Genomic DNA, 21,406 nt, shown 5'->3' with positions numbered 1-21,406 from the left:
CGTCGCCCTGGCGGCCGCGCTCGGCAGGTGAGGCCTGGGCGCGGCCGCGGAGGCGATCAGCGGCGGGCGTCGCTCACCAGGCGAAGGCCTCCGGTGAGGGGCCCGGGCCCGGGAAGACCTCGTCGAGGCCGGTCAGCAGCTCCTCGCTCAGCTCCAGCTCCACGGCCCTGATCGCGGAATCGAGCTGCTCGGCGGTGCGCGGTCCGACGATCGGGCCGGTGACGCCGGGCCGGGTCAGCAGCCAGGCCAGGGCGGCCTCGCCGGGCTCGAGGCCGTGCTTGTCGAGCAGGTCCTCGTAGGACTGGATCTGCGCGCGGGCGGTGGGGTCGGCGAGGGTGTCGGCGGCCCGCCCGGAGGCACGGCGCCCGCCCTGCACCTCCTTCTTGATGACCCCGCCCAGCAGACCGCCGTGCAGCGGCGACCAGGGGATGACCCCGAGGCCGTACTCCTGCGCGGCCGGAATGACCTCCATCTCGGCGCGGCGCTCGGCGAGGTTGTACAGGCATTGCTCGCTGACAAGGCCGATGGTGCCGCCGCGCCGGGCGGCGATCTCGTTGGCCTGGGCGATCTTGTAGCCGGGGAAGTTGGAGGAGCCGGCGTAGAGGATCTTGCCCTGCTGGACCAGCACGTCGATCGCCTGCCAGATCTCCTCGAAGGGAGTGTTCCGGTCGACGTGGTGGAACTGGTAGAGGTCGATGTAGTCGGTCCGCAGCCGCTTCAGGCTGGCGTCCACCGCGCGGCGGATGTTGACCGCGGAGAGCTTGTCGTGGTTGGGCCAGGCGTCGCCTTCGGCGCCCATGTTGCCGTACACCTTGGTGGCGAGAACGACCTTGTCCCGGCGCTCGCCGCCCTTGGCGAACCAGTTGCCGATGATCGATTCCGTACGGCCCTTGTTCTCGCCCCAGCCGTAGACGTTGGCCGTGTCGAAGAAGTTGATGCCCGCGTCAAGCGCCGCGTCCATGATGGCGTGGCTGTCCGCCTCGTCGGTCTGCGGGCCGAAGTTCATGGTGCCGAGGACGAGTCGGCTGACCTTGAGTCCCGTGCGTCCTAGCTGCGTGTACTTCATGGTGTCCTAGCCAACGGCCTGGAGTGCGCTCGAAGCAAGGGCGGCCGGCCGGCTAGTCGCGTGGGAAGGCGTCCGTCTTCACGACGAGGTCGACCACCGTGCCGGTCAGGTCGATGTCGGTGCCGAAGTCCACTTGCGTGGGCTGGGCGTAGTCGCCGTCCTTGGGGTCGGTGTGGACGAGGCAACGCCCCAGGTAGGGGTCGGCGATGACGTAGACCGGGACTTCGGCGGTCGCGTAGGCGGTTCTCTTGGGGCCGTAGTCGTTGGCGGCGGTGCCTTGGGAGACGACCTCGGCGACGAACTCCACGTCCTGGTACAGCCAGTGGCCCGTGTCGTCCGGCTTCGCCGAGTCCTTGAGCAGGGCGACGTCCGGGCAGAAGCCGTTCTCGTGGCCCGGGAAGTCGATCCGGACGTCCGAGAACACCTTGACGTCCCTCCCGAACCTGTCATCAAGAGCCACGCGCGCTTCAACGATACGCACGGTGACGGGGAAGCGACGGAATCAGGTCAACCCGTTCCAGCCGCGTACGCCTGTCCGATTCCCCAGCCCTCCCACATCGCGGCGGCGAACGCCTCCGCGATCCGGTGCTCGCCGCTCGCGTTGGGGTGCGTCCCGTCGTAGGTGTCCGCGTGGATGTCGTACGCCTCGGGCGGCGACGCCAGCAGCAGCGGGGAGCGGGGCTCGTCCAGATCGGCCACCGTCTTGGCGAGCAGCTCGTTGAACTGGTCGACCTGCGACGCGAAGACCTCGTCCGCCCGGGCGCGGATGTTCGGGATCACCGGCAGCATCACCGTGCGGACCCCCGGCCGGGCCTCGCGGGCGCCGGTGACGAACGCCCGTACGTTCTGAGCCGTCTGCTGGGCGTTGGTGTAGAAGCCGAGGTCGATCAGGCCCAGGGAGACCAGCAGCACGTCGGCCCGGTGCTCGCGCACCGCCTCGCCTATCAGCGGCGCCATGTGCAGCCAGCCCTCGCCCCAGCCGGCCAGATGGGCCCGGGGGAAGTCCGGTTCCGCGTACGCGCACGACACCGGCGCCTCGGCCGCCTTGTCGTACAGCTCCTCGCGCGGGCCCACGAAGGTGAACGGACCGTCGTGCGAATCGCGCAGATGCTGCCACAGACGGTAGCGCCACGTGTGTTCGCCCGCGCTCCCGATCGTCATCGAGTCCCCCACGGGCATGAACCTGAGCACCCGCTCATGATGGACGATCACCGTGGCCGGTGGGATGTGAGGCCCGACACGTCCACCGGACCCATGGGGCGAATGGCAGGCTTGGGGCATGCGTCGACCGTTCGCCCTGCTTGCCGGGGCCCTGCTCGCGGGTGCCTGCGCGCTGCCCGCCCATGCCGCCGACGGTGATCGGGGTTTCACCATCAAGGACCCGAGGATCACCGAGTCAAGCGGCCTGGCCGCCTCCCGGCTGCACCCCGGCATCTACTGGACGCACAACGACAGCGACGACGGTCCGTACATCTACGCCGTGGACAGCGCGACCGGAAACACCGTCGCGACCGTGACCCTGCGCGGTATCGGCTCCCCGCGTGATGTGGAGTCCATCTCCATCGGCCCGCACAACGAGATCTACGTCGGCGACATCGGGGACAACTTCGACGGCAGATGGCCGTACGTGTGGATCTACCGGCTGCCCGAGCCGAAGGTGCTGAAGGACCAGACGGTCACGGCCAAGCAGTACGTGGTGAAGTACTCCGACGGGCCGCGCGACGCCGAGTCGCTGCTGGTCCACCCGAAGACCGGGCGCGTGTACATCATCGACAAGAAGGAGGACGGCGGGCACCTGTTCGAGGGGCCCGCGACGCTCTCCACCGCCGGGGCGAACGTCTTCCGGCCCGTCGCCCCGGTCGACCTGTGGGCCACCGACGCCGCCTTCTCCCCGGACGGCCGGCAACTGGCGGTGCGCGGGTACTTCGGCGGGATCTACTACGACTGGAACGGCGGCCGGATCAAGCGGGAGGGCCGGCTCGACGTGCCCCTGCAGGGGCAGGGCGAGTCCCTGACGTACTCCACCGACGGGACCAGGCTGATGTACGGCAGCGAGGGCGCCGGCAGCTCGGTCCAGGCGCAGGACGCGCCGGGCGACCACTCCGCCAAGTCCCCCTCCGGGAACGGCGGTTCGGCGTCCGACGGGGGCGGTGGCAGTGGCGGGCGCCTCAAGGTCGGGGCCGCCGTCGTCGCGGTGGGCGCGGTCGTCCTCATCGGGCTGCGGCTGCTGCGCCGGCGCGGCTGAGCGCCGCCCTCGCGGCGGAGCCGGCCCGCCGAGCATCTTGACGTGGCCATGGTGTCCCAGTTTCCTGGAGGTGCGCGGTGTATGGGAGCGCTCCCATTCTGTTCCGGGGCCGCGCCTCCCGAGAGGAACCAAGGCACATGTTCCGCAGCTTGCGAAGAGCGCTGTGTGCTGCCGCCGCGGCACTCCTGCTGCCCCTGGCGGGCGCACACCAGGCGCACGCGGCCGCCGCCCCCGGAGCCGGCTACTGGCACACCAGCGGCCGTCAGATCCTGGACGCGGCCGGGCAGCCGGTGCGCGTCGCGGGGATCAACTGGTTCGGGTTCGAGACCGGCAACCACGTGGTGCACGGCCTCTGGTCGCGCGACTACAAGAGCATGATCGACCAGATGAGGTCGCTGGGCTACAACACCATCCGGCTGCCTTACAGCGACGACGTCCTCAAGTCCGGCACGATGCCCGAGAGCATCGACTTCTCCGGCGGCAAGAACGCCGATCTGCAGGGCCTGACCTCGCTGCAGGTCATGGACCGGATCGTGTCCTACGCCGGTCAGGACGGCCTGAAGGTCATCCTCGACCGCCACCGGCCCGACGCCGGCGGCCAGTCGGCCCTCTGGTACACCGCGTCCGTGCCCGAGTCGACCTGGATCGCCAACCTGAAGGCGCTGGCGGCCCGTTACAAGGGCCAGGACACGGTCATCGGCATCGACCTGCACAACGAGCCGCACGACCCCGCCTGCTGGGGCTGCGGCGACCAGGCCACCGACTGGCGGCTCGCGGCCGAGCGGGGCGGCAACGCGGTGCTCTCCGTCAACCCCGCCCTGCTGGTCTTCGTCGAGGGCGTGCAGACGTACAACGGCGTGTCCGGCTGGTGGGGCGGCAACCTGATGGGCGTCGGGCAGTACCCGGTCCGCCTCGACGTGGCGAACCGGGTCGTGTACTCCGCCCACGACTATGCCACCAGCGTGGCCCAGCAGAGCTGGTTCAGCGATCCGTCGTTCCCCGCCAACATGCCCGGGATCTGGGACAAGTACTGGGGCTACATCTTCAAGCAGGACATCGCGCCGGTGTGGGTGGGCGAGTTCGGCACCACCCTGCAGTCGGCCGTGGACCAGAAGTGGCTGGCCGCGCTGGTGAGCTACCTGCGGCCGACGTCGGCGTACGGCGCGGACGCCTTTCAGTGGACGTTCTGGTCGTGGAACCCCAACTCCGGTGACACGGGCGGCATCCTGAAGGACGACTGGTCGACCGTGGACACGGTGAAGGACGGGTATCTGGCGAGCGTGAAGGCGCCGCTGTTCCCGGGCACCGGGGGCGGTGGCGACGGTGGGGGTGGCGGTGGCGGTGGTGGCACCTCGGCCGCCTGCGGCGCCTCCTACGCCGTCAGCAGCGACTGGGGGAGCGGCTTCAACGCCCAGGTGACGGTGACGAACACCGGGACCGCCGCCCTCAAGTCCTGGAAGGTGACGTGGACCTGGAGCGGTTCACAGCAGATCACGTCCATGTGGAACGCGGGCTACACGCAGAGCGGGGCCGGTGTCACGGCTGTGAACGCCGCTCACAACGGCGGTGTGCCGGTCGCCGGTTCCACGAGCTTCGGCTTCGGCGGCGCACCCGGCGGCGGGGCGGTGCCGTCGCTTACCTGCACCGCGACGTGAACGATGCGGCCCGTACGGCGGTATGAGAGCGGCCGCCCGTACGGCGGCTGAGGCGGCCGTCCGTACGGCGGCATGAGAAGAGGGCGCCCGGTGCGACAAGCGCCGGGCGCCCTCCCGCTCGTACCCGGAGGGTCAGAGCTTCTCGATCACGTAGTCCACGCACTTCGTCAGCGCCTCGACGTCCGCCGGGTCGATCGCCGGGAACATCGCGATGCGAAGCTGGTTGCGGCCGAGCTTGCGGTACGGCTCGGTGTCCACGATGCCGTTGGCGCGCAGCACCTTGGCGACGGCGGCCGCGTCGATCTCGTCGGAGAAGTCGATGGTGCCGATGACCTGCGAGCGCTTGGCCGGGTCGGTGACGAACGGGGTGGCGTACTTGGACTCCTCCGCCCAGCCGTACAGGCGGGTCGAGGAGTCCTTGGTGCGGCCCGTCGACCACTCCAGGCCGCCCTGGCCGTTGATCCACTCGAGCTGCTCGTTCAGCAGGAAGAGGGTGGCGAGGGCCGGGGTGTTGTACGTCTGGTTCTTGCGGGAGTTGTCGATCGCCGTCGGCAGGCTGAAGAACTCCGGGATGTGCCGGCCGGAGGCGTGGACGCGCTCGGCGCGCTCGACCGCGGCCGGGGAGAAGACGCCGATCCACAGGCCGCCGTCGGAGGCGAAGGACTTCTGCGGGGCGAAGTAGTAGACGTCCGTCTCGGCGATGTCGACCGGAAGGCCGCCCGCGCCGGAGGTGGCGTCCACCAGGACGAGCGCGCCCTCGTCGGCGCCGGCCACGCGCCTGATCGGCATGGCGACACCGGTGGAGGTCTCGTTGTGGGTGAACGCGTACACGTCGGTACCCGCCTCGGCGTGCGCCTCCGGGTGGGTGCCGGGGTCGGCGGCGACGACGGTGGGGTCGGCCAGCCAGGGGGCGAGCTTCGCGGCCTTGGCGAACTTCGAGGAGAACTCGCCGAAGGTGAGGTGCTGGGACTTGTTCTCGATCAGTCCGTGGGTGGCGATGTCCCAGAAGGCGGTCGAGCCGCCGTTGCCGAGGACCACCTCGTAGCCCTCGGGGAGGGAGAACAGCTCGGAGATGCCCTCACGTACCTTGCCGACCAGGTTCTTCACGGGCGCCTGGCGGTGGGAGGTACCCAGGAGGGACGTGCCAGTGGCGGCGAGGGCGTCCAGCGCCTCGGTCCGCACCTTGGAGGGGCCAGCGCCGAAGCGTCCGTCGGCGGGCTTGATGTCAGCGGGGATCTGGATGTCGGCCACGCTTCGGAGGGTATCCGCTACGCGAAACGGTACGGAACCGTGTCCGTCCGATGAGACGAGTCCGCCGGCTCATGGACTTGTGCGGTTGTACGACGAAACCGGTGCGGCTGTGGAAAAGTTTCGGTGACTGTGCGTGAGCGGATGCATCCTGGACGCATGACGGATCTCTCGGGTCTTGCGGCGGAACTGCGCGGGGCCGTCCGGGGCGAGGTCGGCTTCGACATCACGTCCCGGGCGCTCGTGACGATGGACGCGTCCAACTACCGGCGCGTGCCGGCGGGGGTGGTGGCCCCGCGGGACGCCGCCGACGTCGCGGCCGTGCTGGAGGTGTGCCGGGCGCGCGGGGTGCCGGTGGTGGCGCGCGGCGGGGGCACCTCGATCGCGGGGCAGGCGACCGGCACGGGCGTGGTGCTGGACTTCACCCGGCACATGAACGGGCTGCTGGAGCTGGACCCGGACACGCGCACGGCCGTGGTCCAGCCCGGGCTGGTCCTCGACCGACTGCAGGAGGCCGCCGCCCCGCACGGCCTGCGGTTCGGTCCCGATCCCGCCACGCACAGCCGGTGCACGCTCGGCGGAATGATCGGCAACAACTCGTGCGGTTCCCACTCGGTCGCCTGGGGCACCACCGCGGACAGCGTGCGGGAGCTGTCCGTCATCACCGCGCGCGGGCAGCGACTGCGGCTCGGGCGGGACTGGGCCGGTGCGCCGGAGGGGCTGCGCGAGCTGGTGGCGGGCGACCTGGCCCGGCTGCGCACCGGCTTCCCCGAGCTGCCCCGCCGTATCTCCGGGTACGCGCTCGACGCCCTGCTGCCCGAGAACGGCGCCGACGTCGCCCGCTCCTTCTGCGGCTCCGAGGGCACGCTCGGCATCCTGACGGAGGCTGTCGTACGGCTGGTGGAGGCCCCGCGCGCGCGTGCGCTGGCGGTGCTGGGGTACGGCGACGAGAGCGCGGCCGCCGAGGCCGCGGCGGGCCTGCTCCCGTTCGGGCCGCTGGCGGTGGAGGGCATGGCCGCCGACCTGGTGCCCGAACCGGCCGCGCTGCCCCGGGGGGACGCCTGGCTGTTCGTGGAGACCGGCGGTGGGACGGCGGCCGAGGCACGCGCGCGTGCGGAGGCGATCGTCCGCGCGGCCGACGTCCTCGACTCCCTCGTGGTCACCGACCCGGCGGCGCAGCGGGCCCTGTGGCGCGTCCGCGAGGACGCGAGCGGTACGGCGACCCGGATGCCCGACGGGAGGGAGGCCTGGCCCGGCTGGGAGGACTGCGCGGTGCCGCCGGACCGGCTCGGCGCCTATCTGCGGGACTTCCGCGCCCTGCTGTCCTCCCACGGCCTGCGGGGCACTCCCTACGGCCACTTCGGTGACGGCTGCATCCACGTCCGCATCGACTTCGACCTGCTCACCGAGGCGGGCGTGGGCCGCTTCCGGCGGTTCTCCGGTGACCTCGCCGACCTGGTGGTGGCCCACGGCGGCTCCCTGTCCGGGGAGCACGGCGACGGCCAGGCCCGCGCGGAGCTGCTGCCGCGGATGTACGGCGAGGAGACGGTGCGGCTCTTCGAACGGGCCAAGGGGGTCTGGGACCCGGACGATCTGCTCAACCCCGGGATGCTGGTCCGCCCGGACCCGCTGGACGCGAACCTCCGCTTCTCCGTGCTGCCCCGCCGCCCGGTCGACGTCGCCTTCGGCTACCCGGCCGACGGCGGCGACTTCCGGGCCGCCGTCCGCCGCTGCGTCGGCGTCGCCAAGTGCCGTACCACCACGGCGTCCGGGCCCGCCGTGATGTGCCCCTCGTTCCGGGCGACCGGCGAGGAGGAGCACTCCACCCGGGGCCGGGCCCGGCTGCTGCACGAGATGCTCGCGGGTGAACTGGTCACGGACGGCTGGCGCTCCACGGAGGTCCGGGACGCGTTGGACCTGTGCCTGTCCTGCAAGGGCTGCCGCTCGGACTGCCCGGTCGGTGTCGACATGGCCACCTACAAGGCGGAGTTCCTGCACCACCACTACCGGGGCAGGCGCCGGCCGGCCGCCCACTACAGCATGGGCCGGCTGCCGGTGTGGCTGCGCTGGGCGGCGCGGAGCGGCGCGGCACGGCTGCTCAACCGGCTCGCCTCGCTGCGGCTGCCGGCCCGGATCGGCAAGCGGCTCGCCGGGATGGCCCCGGAGCGGGACATCCCCCGGCTGGCGCCGCGGACCTTCAGCCGCTGGTGGCGGCGGCGCGAGCGGCGGAACAGCGGGGACCTTGTCGTGCTCTGGCCCGACACCTTCACCGAGCATCTCTCGCCCTCGGTCGGGCAGGCGGCCGTGCGGGTGCTGGAGGCCGCCGGACTCAGGGTGGTGCTGCCACCGTCCCGGCCGGTCGGCGGCGGGGTCTGCTGCGGCCTGACCTACGTCTCCACCGGCCAGCTCGACCGGGCCCGCACTGTGCTGCGCCGCACCCTGGACCTGATGGAACCGGCGCTGCGCAGGGGCACTCCCGTCGTCGTCCTGGAACCGAGCTGCGCCGCGGCCCTCCGCGCCGACCTCCCGGAACTCCTGCCGGACGACCCGCGCGCGGCCCGGCTGTCGTCGGCGGTCCTCACCTTCGCCGAGACGCTGCGGCGGCACGCCCCCGACTGGACCCCGCCCGCCGTCGGCCGCCCGGTCGCCGGGCAGACCCACTGCCACCAGCACGCGGTCCTCGGTGACGGCGCCGACCGCGCGCTGCGCGCGTCCGCGGGCCTGACCGGCGAGCTGAGCGGCGGCTGCTGCGGCCTCGCGGGCAACTTCGGCTTCGAGAAAGGCCACTTCGAGGTCTCCCGGGCCTGCGCGGAGGAACAGCTGCTGCCGTCGGTGCGGGCGGCGGCCGAGGGGACGGTGATCCTGGCGGACGGCTTCTCGTGCCGTACCCAGTTGGAGCAGCTGGCCGGGGTGCGGGGACGGCATCTGGCGGAGGTGCTGGCGGAGGCGCTCGACGCCGGGACGGAGGCCGACGGGTGACGGGGGAGGGGGCCGAACGACGGGCGGAGTGTCGGTATGTGAACGCACGGTGTCCCAGCATGCGGAACAGTCGCGTACCGGGTTCACACTCCTGACGGAGTCCATTACCCTGGACTTGAAAGTACATCGAGATGAACATGACCTGAGTCCCTGACTCCGACCCCAGATCCCAGCCAGCCCCAGGACCGCCCGTGAGCACCTCCAGCCACACCGCCCCCTCGACGCAGCATGCGCCGGCATCCTCCGGGGGTGCCCCGCGTCGGTTCGGTTCGTTCGGCTCGCTCGGGCCGGTCGGTCTGGTGCTGGCCGGCGGGATCTCGGTGCAGTTCGGCGCGGCGCTCGCGGTGACCCTGATGCCGAGGGCCGGCGCGCTCGGCGTCGTCACCCTGCGGCTCTTCGCGGCGGCCGTGGTCCTGCTGGTGGTCTGCCGGCCCCGGCTGCGGGGCCACTCGCGCACCGACTGGGGCACCGTGATCGTCTTCGGTGTCGCCATGGGCGCGATGAACGGCCTGTTCTACGAGGCGGTCGCCCGTATCCCGCTGGGCCCCGCCGTCACCCTGGAGGTCCTCGGCCCGCTGGCGCTGTCCGTGCTGGCGTCCCGACGGGCGATCAACGCGCTGTGGGCGGCGCTCGCCCTGGCGGGGGTCTTCCTCCTGGGCGGCGGAGGCTTCAGCGACCTGGACCCCACAGGTGTCGCTTTCGCCCTTGGTGCCGGTGCCATGTGGGCGACTTACATAGTCTTCAGCGCCCGCACGGGCCGCCGCTTCCCGCAGGCGGACGGCCTGGCGCTGGCGATGGCGGTGGCCGCCCTGCTCTTCCTCCCTCTCGGCATCGCCGAGGCCGGCAGCCGCCTGCTGAACCCCACCACCGTCGCCCTCGGCTCGGCGGTGGCGCTGCTCTCCTCGGTGCTGCCCTACACCCTCGAACTCCTGGCGCTGCGCCGCCTGCCCGCCCACACCTTCGCCATCCTCATGAGCCTGGAGCCGGCCATCGCGGCCACGGCGGGCTTCCTGGTGCTCGGCCAGGCGCTCTCCGCCACGGAGGCCGCCGCCGTCGCCCTGGTGATCGCGGCGTCCATCGGCGCGGTGCGGTCCCAGGTCGGGCGCGGCAAGGTCCCGGCACCGGCCCCCGAGGCCTGACCGGCGCGCGCACGGCGCGGCCGGAGTTCAGCCGGCCGGCTTCTCCCACACCGACACATGCTGCCGGCTGTCGCTCGTGAAGGGCTCCCGCGTCCAGCCGTCCCACCGCTCGCGCAGCCGCAGCCCCGCGAGGCGGGCCATCAGATCCAACTCCGCGGGCCACGCGTACCGGAACGGGACCGAGAAGTACGTCGCCCGGCCGTCCGTCACCCGCACATGGTGCGAGCTGACGGACTGCGTCGCCACGTCGTACAGGTCGAAGCCCAGCCGCCCCTCCTCCACGCGGAACGGCACCGCGCTCTGCCCGGGCGGCAGCCGGCGCAGATCCGGCACCCCGACCTCGATGACGAAGCAGCCGCCGGGCTCCAGATGGTCTGCCGCGTTGCGGAAGCAGTCCACCTGGGCGTCCTGGGAGGTCAGGTTCATGATCGTGTTGAAGACCAGATAGGCGACCCGGAAGGTGCCGTCCACCTTCGTCGTCGCGAAGTCCCCGACCGTCACCCCGACCGCGTCACCGCCCGGCTTGGCCCGCAGCCGGTCCACCATCGCCCGTGACAGGTCGATGCCGTGCACCTCGATCCCGCGCCGCGCGAGCGGCAGCGCGAGGCGCCCGGTCCCGACCCCCAGCTCCAGCGCCCGCCCGTCGCCGGCCAGCTCCGCCAGTACCCCGACCGCGGGTTCGATGACCCCGTCCTCGAACATCTCCGCCACCGACTCGTCGTACGAAGCCGCGACGGACTCCCCGAAGTAACCGTCCTCATCGACCATGTTCCGACGGTAGAGGGGGAGCGTCGGGCGCCGCGCGGCCTTTTTCGGCGGGCACACCTGCCGCGAAAATTAATGCAAGCATGCTTGATTGTTTCTGGGCCCACTGCCATGCTCCCCCTCATGGCCGACCCGACGCCCGTCATCGACGACCTGTGTGCCGAAAGCGACGAACTCGACCTGCTGGTCGCGGATTTGGGACCGGAGCAGTGGGCCCGCCCCACTCCCGCGCCCGGCTGGACCGTCGCGCACCAGATCGCGCACCTCGCCTGGACCGACCGCTCGGCCCTGCTGGCCGTCACCGACGCCGGGGCCTTCCAGGCGCTGGTCGAGAAGGCGCTGGCCGCCCCCGGCTCCTTCGTGGACGAGGGCGCGGAGGAAGGCGCCCGGCTGCCGTGCGCCGAGCTGCTGGCGGGGTGGCGTGCCGGACGGGACGCCCTGCAGCGGGCCGTGCGTGCCGCGCCGGCCGGCAGCCGGTTCCCCTGGTACGGGCCGCCCATGTCGGCCGCATCCATGGCCACCGCCCGCCTCATGGAGACCTGGGCCCATGGGCTGGACATCGCCGACGCCCTCGGTGCGGACCGGCCGCCCACCGACCGGCTCAGGCATGTGGCACGACTCGGGGTGCGCACCCGCGACTTCGCCCACCTGGCCCACGGACTCACGCCGCCCGCCGACGAGTTCCGTGTCGAGCTCCGGGCGCCGTCCGGTGACCTGTGGGCGTACGGGCCGGAGGACGCCTCCCAGCGTGTCACCGGGCCCGCGCTGGACTTCTGCCTGCTCGTCACCCAGCGCGCCCACCGCGCCGACCTCGCCCTGCGCGCCGAGGGCCCGGACGCCGACCGCTGGCTCGGCATCGCCCAGGCCTTCGCCGGCCCGCCCGGTACCGGCCGCCCGCCGCGGGAGGGCACCCGGTGAACGCGTTGCGCATCGGCAACTTCTCCGGCTTCTACGGCGACCGCTTCGACGCGCTGCGCGAGATGCTCACCGGCGGCGAGGTCGACGTCCTCACCGGTGACTACCTCGCCGAACTCACCATGCTCATCCTCGGCCGCGACCGGCTGAAGGACCCCTCCGCCGGATACGCACGCACCTTCCTGCGCCAGTTGGAGGACTGCCTCGGCCTCGCCCATGAGCGCGGGGTGCGGATCGTCACCAACGCCGGTGGCCTCAATCCGGCCGGACTCGCCGAGCGGGTGCGGGAGCTGAGCGAGCGGCTCGGGATACCGGTGCGGGTGGCCCATGTCGAGGGCGACGATCTGGGCGCCGCCCACCCCGGCGCCCTCGCCGCCCACGCCTACCTGGGCGGCTTCGGGATCGCCGAGTGCCTGCGGGCGGGCGCGGACGTCGTCGTCACCGGGCGGGTGACGGACGCGGCGCTGGTCACCGGGCCGGCCGCCGCCCACTTCGGCTGGCGGCCGGGGGAGTACGACCGGCTCGCAGGTGCCGTCGTCGCCGGGCACGTGCTGGAGTGCGGGACGCAGGCCACCGGCGGCAACTACGCGTTCTTCGGGGAAGGCGACGTACGCCGGCCCGGCTTCCCGCTCGCCGAGATCCACGCCGACGGCAGCAGTGTCGTCACCAAGCATCCCGGCACCGGCGGCCTCGTCGACGTCGGCACCGTCACCGCCCAACTGCTGTACGAGACGGCAGGCGGCCGGTACGCCGGGCCGGACGCCACCGCCCGGCTGGACACCGTACGGCTGAGCCAGGACGGGCCGGACCGGGTGCGGATCGAGGGGGTGCGCGGGGAGGCGCCGCCGCCGACGCTCAAGGCCGGGCTCAACCGGCTCGGCGGCTTCCGCAACGAGGTCGTCTTCGTCCTCACCGGACTCGACATCGAGGCCAAGGCCGCCCTCGTGCGCGAGCAGCTCACGGACGCGCTCGCCAAGTCGCCGCCCCAGGAGGTCCGCTGGGACCTCGTGCGCACCGACCGCGCCGACGCGGACACCGAGGAGACCGCGAGCGCCCTGCTGCGCCTGGTCGTCCGGGACCCGGACCAGCGGCTCGTGGGACGGGCCCTCAGTGGGGCTGCCGTGGAGCTGGCGCTGGCCAGCTACCCCGGCTTCCACGTGCTCGCCCCACCGGGTAAGGGCGCGCCCTATGGAGTCTTCGAGGATGTGTACGTGCCCCATGGCGCCGTCGACCATGTGGCCGTCCTCCACGACGGCAGCCGTATCCCCGTGGCACCGGCCGCGGACACGGCCGCACTGGACGCCGTACCGGAACCCGCGCTGCCCGAACCCCCGCCGCCCGGGCCGGCCCGCCGGGCGCCCCTCGGTCTGGTCGCCGGAGCCCGCAGCGGGGACAAGGGCGGGAACGCCAACGTGGGCGTGTGGGCGCGGTCCGACGAGGCCTGGCGGTGGCTCGCCCACGAGCTGACAGCCGAGCGATTCCGGGAGCTGATCCCCGAGAGCCGGGACCTGCCCGTCACCCGGCACGTGCTGCCCAACCTGCGCGCCCTCAACTTCGTCGTGACCGGCATCCTCGGCGCCGGCGTCGCCGCGCAGGCCCGCTTCGACCCCCAGGCCAAGGCCCTCGGCGAATGGCTGCGCTCCCGCCACCTGGACATCCCGGAGGCCCTGCTGTGACCGTCCTGCCCTCCGCCCTCGACACCGGCGGCCCCGACTACCTGGCCAACCGCGAGGCCATGCTCGCCAAGCTCGCCGACCTGGAGGCGGAGCACGCCAAGGCGCTCGCGGGCGGCGGCGAGAAGTACGTCGAACGGCACCGCGACCGCGGCAAACTGCTCGCCCGCGAGCGCATCGAACTGCTCCTCGACCCGGACACCCCGTTCCTCGAACTGTCCCCGCTCGCCGCCTGGGGCAGCGACTACACGGTGGGCGCCTCGCTGGTCACCGGCATCGGCGTGGTCGAGGGCGTGGAGTGCCTGATCACCGCCAACGACCCGACCGTGCGCGGCGGCGCCAGCAACCCCTGGAGCCTGCGGAAGGCGCTGCGCGCCAACGACATCGCCCTCGCCAACCGGCTGCCCTGCATCAGCCTGGTGGAGTCCGGCGGCGCCGACCTGCCGTCGCAGAAGGAGATCTTCATCCCCGGAGGCGCCATCTTCCGGGATCTCACCAGGCTCTCGGCGGCCGGCATCCCGACCGTCGCCGTCGTCTTCGGCAACTCCACCGCCGGCGGCGCCTACGTGCCCGGCATGTCCGACCACGTGATCATGGTCAAGGAGCGCGCCAAGGTGTTCCTCGGCGGTCCGCCGCTGGTCAAGATGGCGACCGGCGAGGAGAGCGACGACGAGTCCCTCGGCGGCGCCGAGATGCACGCGCGCGTGTCGGGCCTCGCCGACCACTTCGCCGTCGACGAGCGGGACGCGCTCCGGCAGGCGCGCCGGGTCGTCGCCCGCCTCAACCACCGCAAGGCCCATCCCGATCCCCCCTTCGCACAACCACCCAAATACGACAACGAGGAGCTGCTGGGCATCGTTCCCGGCGACCTGAAGATCCCCTTCGACCCCCGCGAGGTCATCGCCCGGCTGGTCGACGGCTCCGACTTCGACGAGTTCAAGCCGCTGTACGGGACGAGCCTGACGACCGGCTGGGCCGCGCTGCACGGCTACCCGGTCGGCATCCTGGCCAACGCCCAGGGCGTGCTGTTCAGCGCCGAGTCGCAGAAGGCCGCCCAGTTCATCCAGCTCGCCAACCAGCGCGACATCCCGCTCCTCTTCCTGCACAACACCACCGGCTACATGGTCGGCAGGGAGTACGAGCAGGGCGGCATCATCAAGCACGGCGCCATGATGATCAACGCCGTCAGCAACAGCCGCGTGCCCCATCTGTCCGTCCTCATGGGCGCGTCGTACGGCGCCGGGCACTACGGCATGTGCGGCCGCGCCTACGACCCGCGCTTCCTGTTCGCCTGGCCCAGCGCCAAGTCGGCCGTCATGGGCCCCCAGCAGCTCGCGGGCGTCCTCTCCATCGTCGCCCGGCAGTCGGCGGCGGCGAAGGGACGGCCGTACGACGACGACGCGGACGCCGCCCTGCGCGCCATGGTGGAGCAGCAGATCGAGTCCGAGTCGCTGCCGATGTTCCTGTCCGGGCGGCTGTACGACGACGGCGTCATCGACCCGCGCGACACCCGCACCGTCCTCGGCCTGTGCCTGTCCGCCATCCACACCGCCCCCTTCGAGGGCGCGCGCGGCGGCTTCGGCGTCTTCCGGATGTGAGGCTCATGATTTCGACTCTGCTGGTCGCCAACCGCGGCGAGATCGCCTGCCGGATCTTCCGCACCTGCGGTGAACTCGGCATCCGCACGGTCGCGGTGCACTCGGACGCCGACGAGGACGCGCTCCACACGCGCGTGGCCGACACCGCCGTACGGCTGCCGGGCGCGACACCCGCCGAGACCTACCTGCGCGGCGACCTGATCGTGAAGGCCGCCCTGGCGGCCGGCGCCGACGCCGTCCACCCCGGCTACGGCTTCCTCTCCGAGAACCCCGCGTTCGCCCGGGCCGTCCTCGATGCCGGACTCGTCTGGATCGGCCCGCCCCCGGAGGCGATCGAGGCGATGGCGTCCAAGACGCGCGCCAAGGAGCTGATGGGCATCGCGCCCCTCGGCGAGGTCACCGAGGCCGACCTGCCGGTGCTGGTCAAGGCCGCGGCGGGCGGCGGCGGGCGCGGGATGCGGATCGTGCGCAGCCTCGAAGACCTGCCGGACGCGCTGGAGGGCGCGCGCGCCGAGGCCGCCAGCGCCTTCGGCGACGGCGAGGTCTTCGCCGAGCCCTTCCTCGAACGCGGCCGCCACGTCGAGGTGCAGATCCTCGCCGACACCCACGGCACGGTGTGGACGCTCGGCACCCGCGACTGCTCCCTCCAGCGCCGCCACCAGAAGGTGATCGAGGAGGCCCCGGCGCCCGGTCTGACCACGGGACTCCAGGAGGAGCTGCGCACGCTCGCCGTACGCGCCGCGCGCGCGGTGTCCTACGTCGGCGCCGGCACCGTGGAGTTCCTGGTCGCCGACGGCCGCGCGCACTTCCTGGAGATGAACACCCGCCTCCAGGTGGAACACCCCGTCACCGAGGCGGTGTTCGGCGTCGACCTGGTGGCGGAGCAGATCCGCGTCGCCGAGGGCCACCCGCTGGCGAGCGAGCCGCCACACGCGCGCGGGCACGCCGTCGAGGTACGCCTGTACGCCGAGGACCCCGCCCGCGACTGGGCCCCCCAGACCGGCACCCTGCACCGCCTCGCCGTACCCGCCGGGGTCCGCCTCGACACCGGCTACACCGACGGCGACACCATCGGCGTCCACTACGACCCGATGCTCGCCAAGGTCGTCGCCCACGCCCCCACGCGCGCGGAGGCGATCCGCAGGCTCGCGGGCGCGCTGGAACGCGCCGCGCTGCACGGCCCGGTCACCAACCGGGACCTGCTGCTGAACTCCCTGCGCCACCCGGAGTTCACCGCCGGTCGTATGGACACCGGCTTCTACGACCGCCACCTCGCCGCCCTCACCGCCCCGGCCCCCGACCCGCACGCCCCGCTCGCCGCCGCCCTCGCCGACGCCCACGGCCGCTCCCGCTTCGGCGGCTGGCGCAACGTGCCCTCCCAGCCGCAGGTCAAGCGGTACGAGACGGCAGGCGAGGAACACGAGGTCCACTACCGGCACACCCGGCAGGGCCTCACCGCAGACGGGGTCCGGGTGGTGCACGCCGACGCGCGTCTGGTCGTACTCGAAGTGGACGGCGTCCAGCGCCGGTTCGAGGTGTCCCGGTACGGCACGGACCGGGTGTACGTGAACTCCACCGCGCTCACCGTCCTGCCCCGCTTCCCCGACCCCGCGGCACAGATCGCCCCGGGCTCCCTGCTCGCGCCCATGCCGGGCACGGTCGTCCGGGTCGCCGAAGGGCTGACCGAGGGCGCCACGGTGCGGGCCGGCCAGCCGCTGATCTGGCTGGAGGCGATGAAGATGCAGCACCAGATCTCGGCGCCCGTCACGGGCACGCTCACCGCCCTGCACGCCACGACGGGCCGGCAGGTGGAGCCAGGAACGCTGCTGGCGGTCGTGAACGAACTCCAGGAGACACCATGAGCACTCTCATCGAGTCCGAAGAGCACAAGGCCCTGCGCGCCGCGGTGGCGGCCCTCGGCAAGCGCTACGGCCGCGACTACATCGCCCGGACCCTCGCCGAGGGCCGCCACCCCACCGAACTCTGGGCGGAGGCCGGGAAACTCGGCTACCTCGGCGTCAACCTCCCCGAGGAGCACGGCGGCGGAGGCGGCGGCATCACCGAACTCTCCATCGTCCTGGAGGAACTGGGCGCGGCGGGCTCGCCGCTCCTCATGCTCGTCGTCTCCCCGGCCATCTGCGGAACGGTGATCTCCCGCTTCGGTACGGAGGAGCAGAAGCGGACCTGGCTCCCCGGGCTCGCCGACGGCACCCGGCTCATGGCCTTCGGCATCACCGAGCCCGACGCCGGCTCCAACTCCCACCGCATCACGACCACGGCCCGCAAGGACGGCGCCGACTGGCTCCTCACCGGCCGCAAGGTCTTCATCTCCGGGGTCGACATGGCCGACGCCGTGCTGATCGTCGGCCGCACCGAGGACGCCCGCACCGGACGCCTCAAGCCCTGCCTGTTCATCGTCCCGCGGGACGCCGAGGGCTTCCAGCGCCGTCCCATCGACATGGAACTCAACGCAGCCGAGAAGCAGTTCGAACTCGTCCTCGACGACGTGAGGCTGCCCGCCGACGCGCTGGTGGGCGACGAGGACGCCGGTCTGCTGCAGCTCTTCGCGGGGCTCAACCCCGAGCGGATCATGACGGCCGCGTTCGCGATCGGCATGGGCCGGTACGCGCTCGCCAGGGCGGTCGAGTACGCCCGTGAGCGCACCGTCTGGAAGGCCCCCATCGGCGCCCACCAGGCCATCGCGCACCCCCTCGCCCAGGCGCACATCGACCTGGAACTGGCCCGGCTCATGATGCAGAAGGCGGCCCACCTCTACGACGCCGGCGACGACATCGGCGCGGGCGAGGCCGCCAACATGGCCAAGTACGCGGCCGCCGAGGCCTGCGTGAAGGCCGTCGACCAGTCCGTGCACACCCTCGGCGGCAACGGCCTCACGCGCGAGTTCGGCCTCGCCTCACTGATAACGGCCTCGCGCGTGTCTCGTATCGCACCGGTGAGCCGGGAGATGATTCTCAACTACGTCTCCCACCAGACCCTGGGCCTGCCCAAGTCGTACTAGGCCGCAGCGGCGGCCGCTTGGAGGAACCGTGTTCCGCAGCGAGTACGCAGACGTCCCGCCCGTAGAACTCCCCATCCACGACGTCGTCCTGGGCCCCGCCGCCGGCTACGGCGACCACCCGGCCCTCATCGACGGCACGGACGGCACCACCCTCACGTACGAGCAAGTGGACCGGTTCCACCGGCGGCTCGCCGCCGCCCTCGCCGACGCCGGTGTCCGCAAGGGCGACGTACTCGCCCTGCACAGCCCCAACACCATCGCCTTCCCGACCGCCTTCTACGCGGCCACGCGCGCGGGCGCCTCCGTCACCACGGTGCACCCGCTAGCCACCCCGGAGGAGTTCGCCAAACAGCTCGCCGACTGCGCCGCCCGCTGGATCGTCACCGTCTCCCCGCTGCTGGGGACCGCCCGCCGCGCCGCGGAACTCGCGGGCGGCATACGGGAGATATTCGTCTGCGACAGCGCACCCGGGCACCGCTCGCTCATCGACATGCTCGCCGGCACCGCCCCCGAGCCGGAGATCGGCTTCGACCCGGCCGAGGACGTCGCCGCCCTGCCGTACTCCTCCGGCACCACCGGCGTCCCCAAGGGCGTGATGCTCACCCACCGGCAGATCGCCACCAACCTCGCCCAGCTCGAAGCCCCCGTCCCGGCCGGACCCGGCGACCGCATCCTCGCCGTGCTGCCGTTCTTCCACATCTACGGGCTCACCGCCCTGATGAACGCCCCCCTGCGCAAGGGCGCCACCGTCGTCGTCCTGCCCCGCTTCGACCTCGAGACCTTCCTCGCCGCCATCGAGACCCACCGCATCACCGGCCTGTACGTCGCCCCGCCGATCGTCCTCGCCCTCGCCAAGCACCCGGCGGTCGCCCGCTACGACCTCTCCTCCCTCAAGCACGTCATCAGCGCCGCCGCCCCCCTCGACGCGCGTCTCGCCGCCGCCTGCTCCGAACGCCTCGGCCTGCCCCCGATCGGCCAGGCCTACGGCATGACCGAACTGTCGCCCGGCACCCACGTCGTACCGCTCGACGCCCTGCACAGCGCGCCCGCCGGCACCGTCGGCCGGCTCATCGCCGGCACCGAGATGCGCATCGTCTCCCTCGACGACCCCGGCAAGGACCTCGGCACCGGCGAACCCGGCGAGATCCTCATCCGCGGCCCGCAGGTGATGAAGGGCTACCTCGGCCGCCCCGACGCCACCGCCGCCGTGATCGACCCCGACGGCTGGCTGCACACCGGGGACGTCGGGCATGTCGACGACGACGGCTGGCTCTTCGTCGTCGACCGGGTGAAGGAACTCATCAAGTACAAGGGCTTCCAGGTGGCCCCGGCCGAACTGGAAGCCCTGCTGCTCACCCACACCGGCATCGCCGACGCCGCCGTCATCGGCGCCCACGACGACGACGGCAACGAGATCCCGCACGCCTTCGTCGTCCGCCAGCCCACCGCCGGAGACCTGAGCGAGAACGAGGTCATGCTGCACGTCGCCGAACGCGTCGCGCCCTACAAGCGCGTCCGCCGCGTCACCTTCATCGGCACCGTGCCCCGCGCCGCCTCCGGGAAGATCCTCCGCCGCCGGCTCCGGGAGCTGCCTTGAGCACCCTCGTCTCACGCACGCGCGCGCGTGCCGTCGAAACCCTCAGCCTCGACTCCCCCGGCACCCGCAACGCGCTCTCCGCCGCCCTCGTCGACGCCCTCTCCGGGGCGCTCACCGACTGCGCCGAGGACCCCGGCGTACGCGCCGTCGTCCTCACCCACACCGGCACCACCTTCTGCGCAGGGGCCGACCTGCGCGACCCGCCGCACCCGGACGCCCTGGTGGGCCTGCTGCGGCAGATCGTGGAGCTGCCCAGACCCGTCGTCGCCCGGGTCACCGGACACGTCCGGGCCGGCGGCCTCGGCCTCCTCGCCGCCTGCGACATCACCGCCGCCGCCACCACCGCCACCTTCGCCTTCACCGAGGTCCGCATCGGCGTCGCCCCGGCGGTGATCTCCCTGCCCGTGATGCCACGCGCCGACCCGCGCACCCTGGCCCGCTACTACCTCACCGGCGAACGCTTCGACCCCGCCGAAGCCGTACGCCTCGGCCTGCTCACCGTGACCGCCGACGACGTCGACGAAGCCCTCAGCCCCGTCCTGGACGGCCTGCGCCGCTCCTCGCCCCAGGCCCTGGCCGAGACGAAACGGCTGCTCACGGCTAGGGTTCTGGAGACCTTCGACCGGGACGCGGCCGCCCTGACCGCGCTCTCGGCGCGGCTGTTCTCCTCGCCCGAGGCCCGGGAGGGGATGACGGCCTTCCTGGAAAGACGGGATGCGGCATGGGTGGTGTGAGTACGGCGGAACGCGACCGCGTACCCAAACAGGACCGCAGCCGGGCCACCCGGCAGCGGCTCCTGGAGGCCGCGGTGGCCTGCCTCGCCGAACACGGCTGGGCGGGCTCCACGGTCGCCGTCGTCGCCGAACGCGCCGGTGTCTCCCGGGGCGCCGCCCAGCACCACTTCCCCACCCGCGAGGACCTGTTCACGGCCGCCGTCGAGTACGTCGCCGAGCAACGCTCCACCGCCCTGCGCGAACTCTTCCCCGACGGCCCCGCCGACCGGCGCGCCGTCGTCTCCGCCGTCGTCGGCCTCTACACCGGCCCCCTCTTCCGCGCCGCCCTGCACCTGTGGGTCGCCGCCAGCGACGAGGAACAGCTCCGCGCGCGCGTGACCGAACTGGAGGCACGCGTCGGCCGCGAGTCCCACCGCATCGCCGTCGAACTCCTCGGCGCCGACGAGTCCCGCCCCGGCGTGCGGGAAACCGTCCAGGGCCTGCTCGACATGGCCCGCGGGCTCGGCCTCGCCAACCTCCTCACCGACGACACCGCCCGCCGCGAGCGCGTGGTCGCCCAGTGGGCGGCACTCGTGGAGACGGCCCTGGACTGAGCCGCTGTCAGTGGCCGAAGCCACGGCGCACGCATGGGCGAGCACTTCCAGCTCGTCGGCCTCGACGCGACCCCGCAGGACGCACCGCGGCCGGCGCGGCCGGCCCGAGCTCACCGAGGACTTCCGCGCGCGGCCGGCCGAGAGGATGGACGGCACCGCACGGCCCACATACAGGGCAAG

General features: G+C 72.6%; 16 protein-coding genes and 1 pseudogene. 12 read left to right on the top strand and 5 right to left on the bottom strand.

Features of this window, described 5'->3' with window-relative positions:
• Positions 1 to 73 precede the first annotated feature (73 nt).
• The 3 genes and pseudogenes from ACZ6B1_RS17015 to ACZ6B1_RS17005 form a co-directional block, all read right to left on the bottom strand.
• Positions 74 to 1,066, bottom strand: a complete 993-nt coding sequence (locus tag ACZ6B1_RS17015; RefSeq protein WP_468779089.1) for an aldo/keto reductase — start codon at positions 1,064 to 1,066, stop codon at positions 74 to 76.
• 52 nt (positions 1,067 to 1,118) lie between these two features.
• A pseudogene (locus tag ACZ6B1_RS17010) lies at positions 1,119 to 1,523 on the bottom strand (Uma2 family endonuclease); the annotation flags it as partial.
• Between the two features lie 50 nt (positions 1,524 to 1,573).
• A complete protein-coding gene (locus ACZ6B1_RS17005; protein WP_468779087.1) occupies positions 1,574 to 2,257 on the bottom strand; it encodes a GDSL-type esterase/lipase family protein in 684 nt (227 codons plus the stop codon).
• A gap of 88 nt (positions 2,258 to 2,345) precedes the next feature.
• Between ACZ6B1_RS17005 and ACZ6B1_RS17000 the strand changes: the two genes are divergently transcribed.
• Both ACZ6B1_RS17000 and ACZ6B1_RS16995 read left to right on the top strand, forming a co-directional pair.
• Entirely contained in the window at positions 2,346 to 3,311 is a 966-nt protein-coding gene (locus ACZ6B1_RS17000) for a TolB-like translocation protein (RefSeq protein ID WP_468779085.1), read from the top strand.
• 137 nt (positions 3,312 to 3,448) lie between these two features.
• On the top strand, positions 3,449 to 4,966 hold the full coding sequence (locus ACZ6B1_RS16995; RefSeq protein WP_468779084.1) for a cellulase family glycosylhydrolase: 1,518 nt from the start codon (positions 3,449 to 3,451) through the stop codon (positions 4,964 to 4,966).
• A gap of 132 nt (positions 4,967 to 5,098) precedes the next feature.
• Here ACZ6B1_RS16995 and serC read toward each other — a convergent pair whose 3' ends face one another.
• Entirely contained in the window at positions 5,099 to 6,217 is a 1,119-nt protein-coding gene (gene serC / locus ACZ6B1_RS16990; RefSeq protein WP_468779082.1) for a phosphoserine transaminase, read from the bottom strand.
• A gap of 156 nt (positions 6,218 to 6,373) precedes the next feature.
• Between serC and ACZ6B1_RS16985 the strand changes: the two genes are divergently transcribed.
• Both ACZ6B1_RS16985 and ACZ6B1_RS16980 read left to right on the top strand, forming a co-directional pair.
• Positions 6,374 to 9,193 carry an FAD-binding and (Fe-S)-binding domain-containing protein gene (locus ACZ6B1_RS16985; RefSeq protein ID WP_468779080.1) on the top strand — a complete coding sequence of 940 codons (2,820 nt, stop codon included), beginning with the start codon at positions 6,374 to 6,376 and terminating at the stop codon, positions 9,191 to 9,193.
• 191 nt (positions 9,194 to 9,384) lie between these two features.
• Entirely contained in the window at positions 9,385 to 10,332 is a 948-nt protein-coding gene (locus tag ACZ6B1_RS16980) for an EamA family transporter (RefSeq protein WP_468779079.1), read from the top strand.
• 27 nt (positions 10,333 to 10,359) lie between these two features.
• On the opposite strand, the gene ACZ6B1_RS16975 is transcribed toward ACZ6B1_RS16980, so the two are convergent.
• Positions 10,360 to 11,100, bottom strand: a complete 741-nt coding sequence (locus tag ACZ6B1_RS16975) for a class I SAM-dependent DNA methyltransferase (protein WP_468779077.1) — start codon at positions 11,098 to 11,100, stop codon at positions 10,360 to 10,362.
• 120 nt (positions 11,101 to 11,220) lie between these two features.
• Between ACZ6B1_RS16975 and ACZ6B1_RS16970 the strand changes: the two genes are divergently transcribed.
• Genes ACZ6B1_RS16970 through ACZ6B1_RS16935 form a run of 8 tightly spaced genes read left to right on the top strand, consistent with a single transcriptional unit; the run spans position 11,221 to position 21,226 of the window.
• Positions 11,221 to 12,015: a TIGR03084 family metal-binding protein gene (locus tag ACZ6B1_RS16970; protein WP_468779075.1), complete on the top strand. Its 795-nt coding sequence runs from the start codon at positions 11,221 to 11,223 to the stop codon at positions 12,013 to 12,015.
• Positions 12,012 to 13,688: an acyclic terpene utilization AtuA family protein gene (locus tag ACZ6B1_RS16965; RefSeq protein ID WP_468779073.1), complete on the top strand. Its 1,677-nt coding sequence runs from the start codon at positions 12,012 to 12,014 to the stop codon at positions 13,686 to 13,688. The genes ACZ6B1_RS16970 and ACZ6B1_RS16965 overlap by 4 nt, the downstream gene beginning before the upstream one ends.
• Positions 13,685 to 15,283 carry an acyl-CoA carboxylase subunit beta gene (locus ACZ6B1_RS16960; protein WP_468779071.1) on the top strand — a complete coding sequence of 533 codons (1,599 nt, stop codon included), beginning with the start codon at positions 13,685 to 13,687 and terminating at the stop codon, positions 15,281 to 15,283. Before ACZ6B1_RS16965 ends, ACZ6B1_RS16960 begins: the two co-directional genes overlap by 4 nt.
• 5 nt (positions 15,284 to 15,288) lie before the next feature.
• On the top strand, positions 15,289 to 17,145 hold the full coding sequence (locus ACZ6B1_RS16955) for an acetyl/propionyl/methylcrotonyl-CoA carboxylase subunit alpha (protein ID WP_468779069.1): 1,857 nt from the start codon (positions 15,289 to 15,291) through the stop codon (positions 17,143 to 17,145).
• Complete coding sequence (locus ACZ6B1_RS16950) at positions 17,142 to 18,302, top strand: acyl-CoA dehydrogenase family protein (protein WP_468779068.1); 1,161 nt, start codon at positions 17,142 to 17,144, stop codon at positions 18,300 to 18,302. The genes ACZ6B1_RS16955 and ACZ6B1_RS16950 overlap by 4 nt, the downstream gene beginning before the upstream one ends.
• Before the next feature lie 28 nt (positions 18,303 to 18,330).
• Positions 18,331 to 19,899, top strand: coding sequence for a 4-coumarate--CoA ligase family protein (locus ACZ6B1_RS16945; RefSeq protein WP_468779066.1), 1,569 nt, complete (start codon positions 18,331 to 18,333; stop codon positions 19,897 to 19,899).
• Positions 19,896 to 20,633, top strand: coding sequence for an enoyl-CoA hydratase family protein (locus ACZ6B1_RS16940; protein WP_468779064.1), 738 nt, complete (start codon positions 19,896 to 19,898; stop codon positions 20,631 to 20,633). The genes ACZ6B1_RS16945 and ACZ6B1_RS16940 overlap by 4 nt, the downstream gene beginning before the upstream one ends.
• A complete protein-coding gene (locus ACZ6B1_RS16935) occupies positions 20,621 to 21,226 on the top strand; it encodes a TetR/AcrR family transcriptional regulator (RefSeq protein ID WP_468779062.1) in 606 nt (201 codons plus the stop codon). The genes ACZ6B1_RS16940 and ACZ6B1_RS16935 overlap by 13 nt, the downstream gene beginning before the upstream one ends.
• Positions 21,227 to 21,406 lie beyond the last annotated feature (180 nt).

Source organism: Streptomyces sp. NPDC041129 (assembly GCF_055592265.1).
Note: the sequence above shows the minus strand (reverse complement) of the source record. Positions and strands in the feature narration are given on the sequence as shown.

What these genes read in the sequence shown, in the direction of transcription:
- ACZ6B1_RS16935 (WP_468779062.1), top strand. Translation starts at nt 20,621, where the DNA reads ATGGGTGGTGTGAGTACGGCGGAACGCGACCGCGTACCCAAACAGGAC.
- ACZ6B1_RS16975 (WP_468779077.1), bottom strand. Translation starts at nt 11,100, where the DNA reads ATGGTCGATGAGGACGGTTACTTCGGGGAGTCCGTCGCGGCTTCGTAC.
- ACZ6B1_RS16950 (WP_468779068.1), top strand. Translation starts at nt 17,142, where the DNA reads ATGAGCACTCTCATCGAGTCCGAAGAGCACAAGGCCCTGCGCGCCGCG.
- ACZ6B1_RS16970 (WP_468779075.1), top strand. Translation starts at nt 11,221, where the DNA reads ATGGCCGACCCGACGCCCGTCATCGACGACCTGTGTGCCGAAAGCGAC.
- ACZ6B1_RS17000 (WP_468779085.1), top strand. Translation starts at nt 2,346, where the DNA reads ATGCGTCGACCGTTCGCCCTGCTTGCCGGGGCCCTGCTCGCGGGTGCC.
- ACZ6B1_RS17015 (WP_468779089.1), bottom strand. Translation starts at nt 1,066, where the DNA reads ATGAAGTACACGCAGCTAGGACGCACGGGACTCAAGGTCAGCCGACTC.
- ACZ6B1_RS16995 (WP_468779084.1), top strand. Translation starts at nt 3,449, where the DNA reads ATGTTCCGCAGCTTGCGAAGAGCGCTGTGTGCTGCCGCCGCGGCACTC.
- ACZ6B1_RS16955 (WP_468779069.1), top strand. Translation starts at nt 15,289, where the DNA reads ATGATTTCGACTCTGCTGGTCGCCAACCGCGGCGAGATCGCCTGCCGG.
- ACZ6B1_RS16985 (WP_468779080.1), top strand. Translation starts at nt 6,374, where the DNA reads ATGACGGATCTCTCGGGTCTTGCGGCGGAACTGCGCGGGGCCGTCCGG.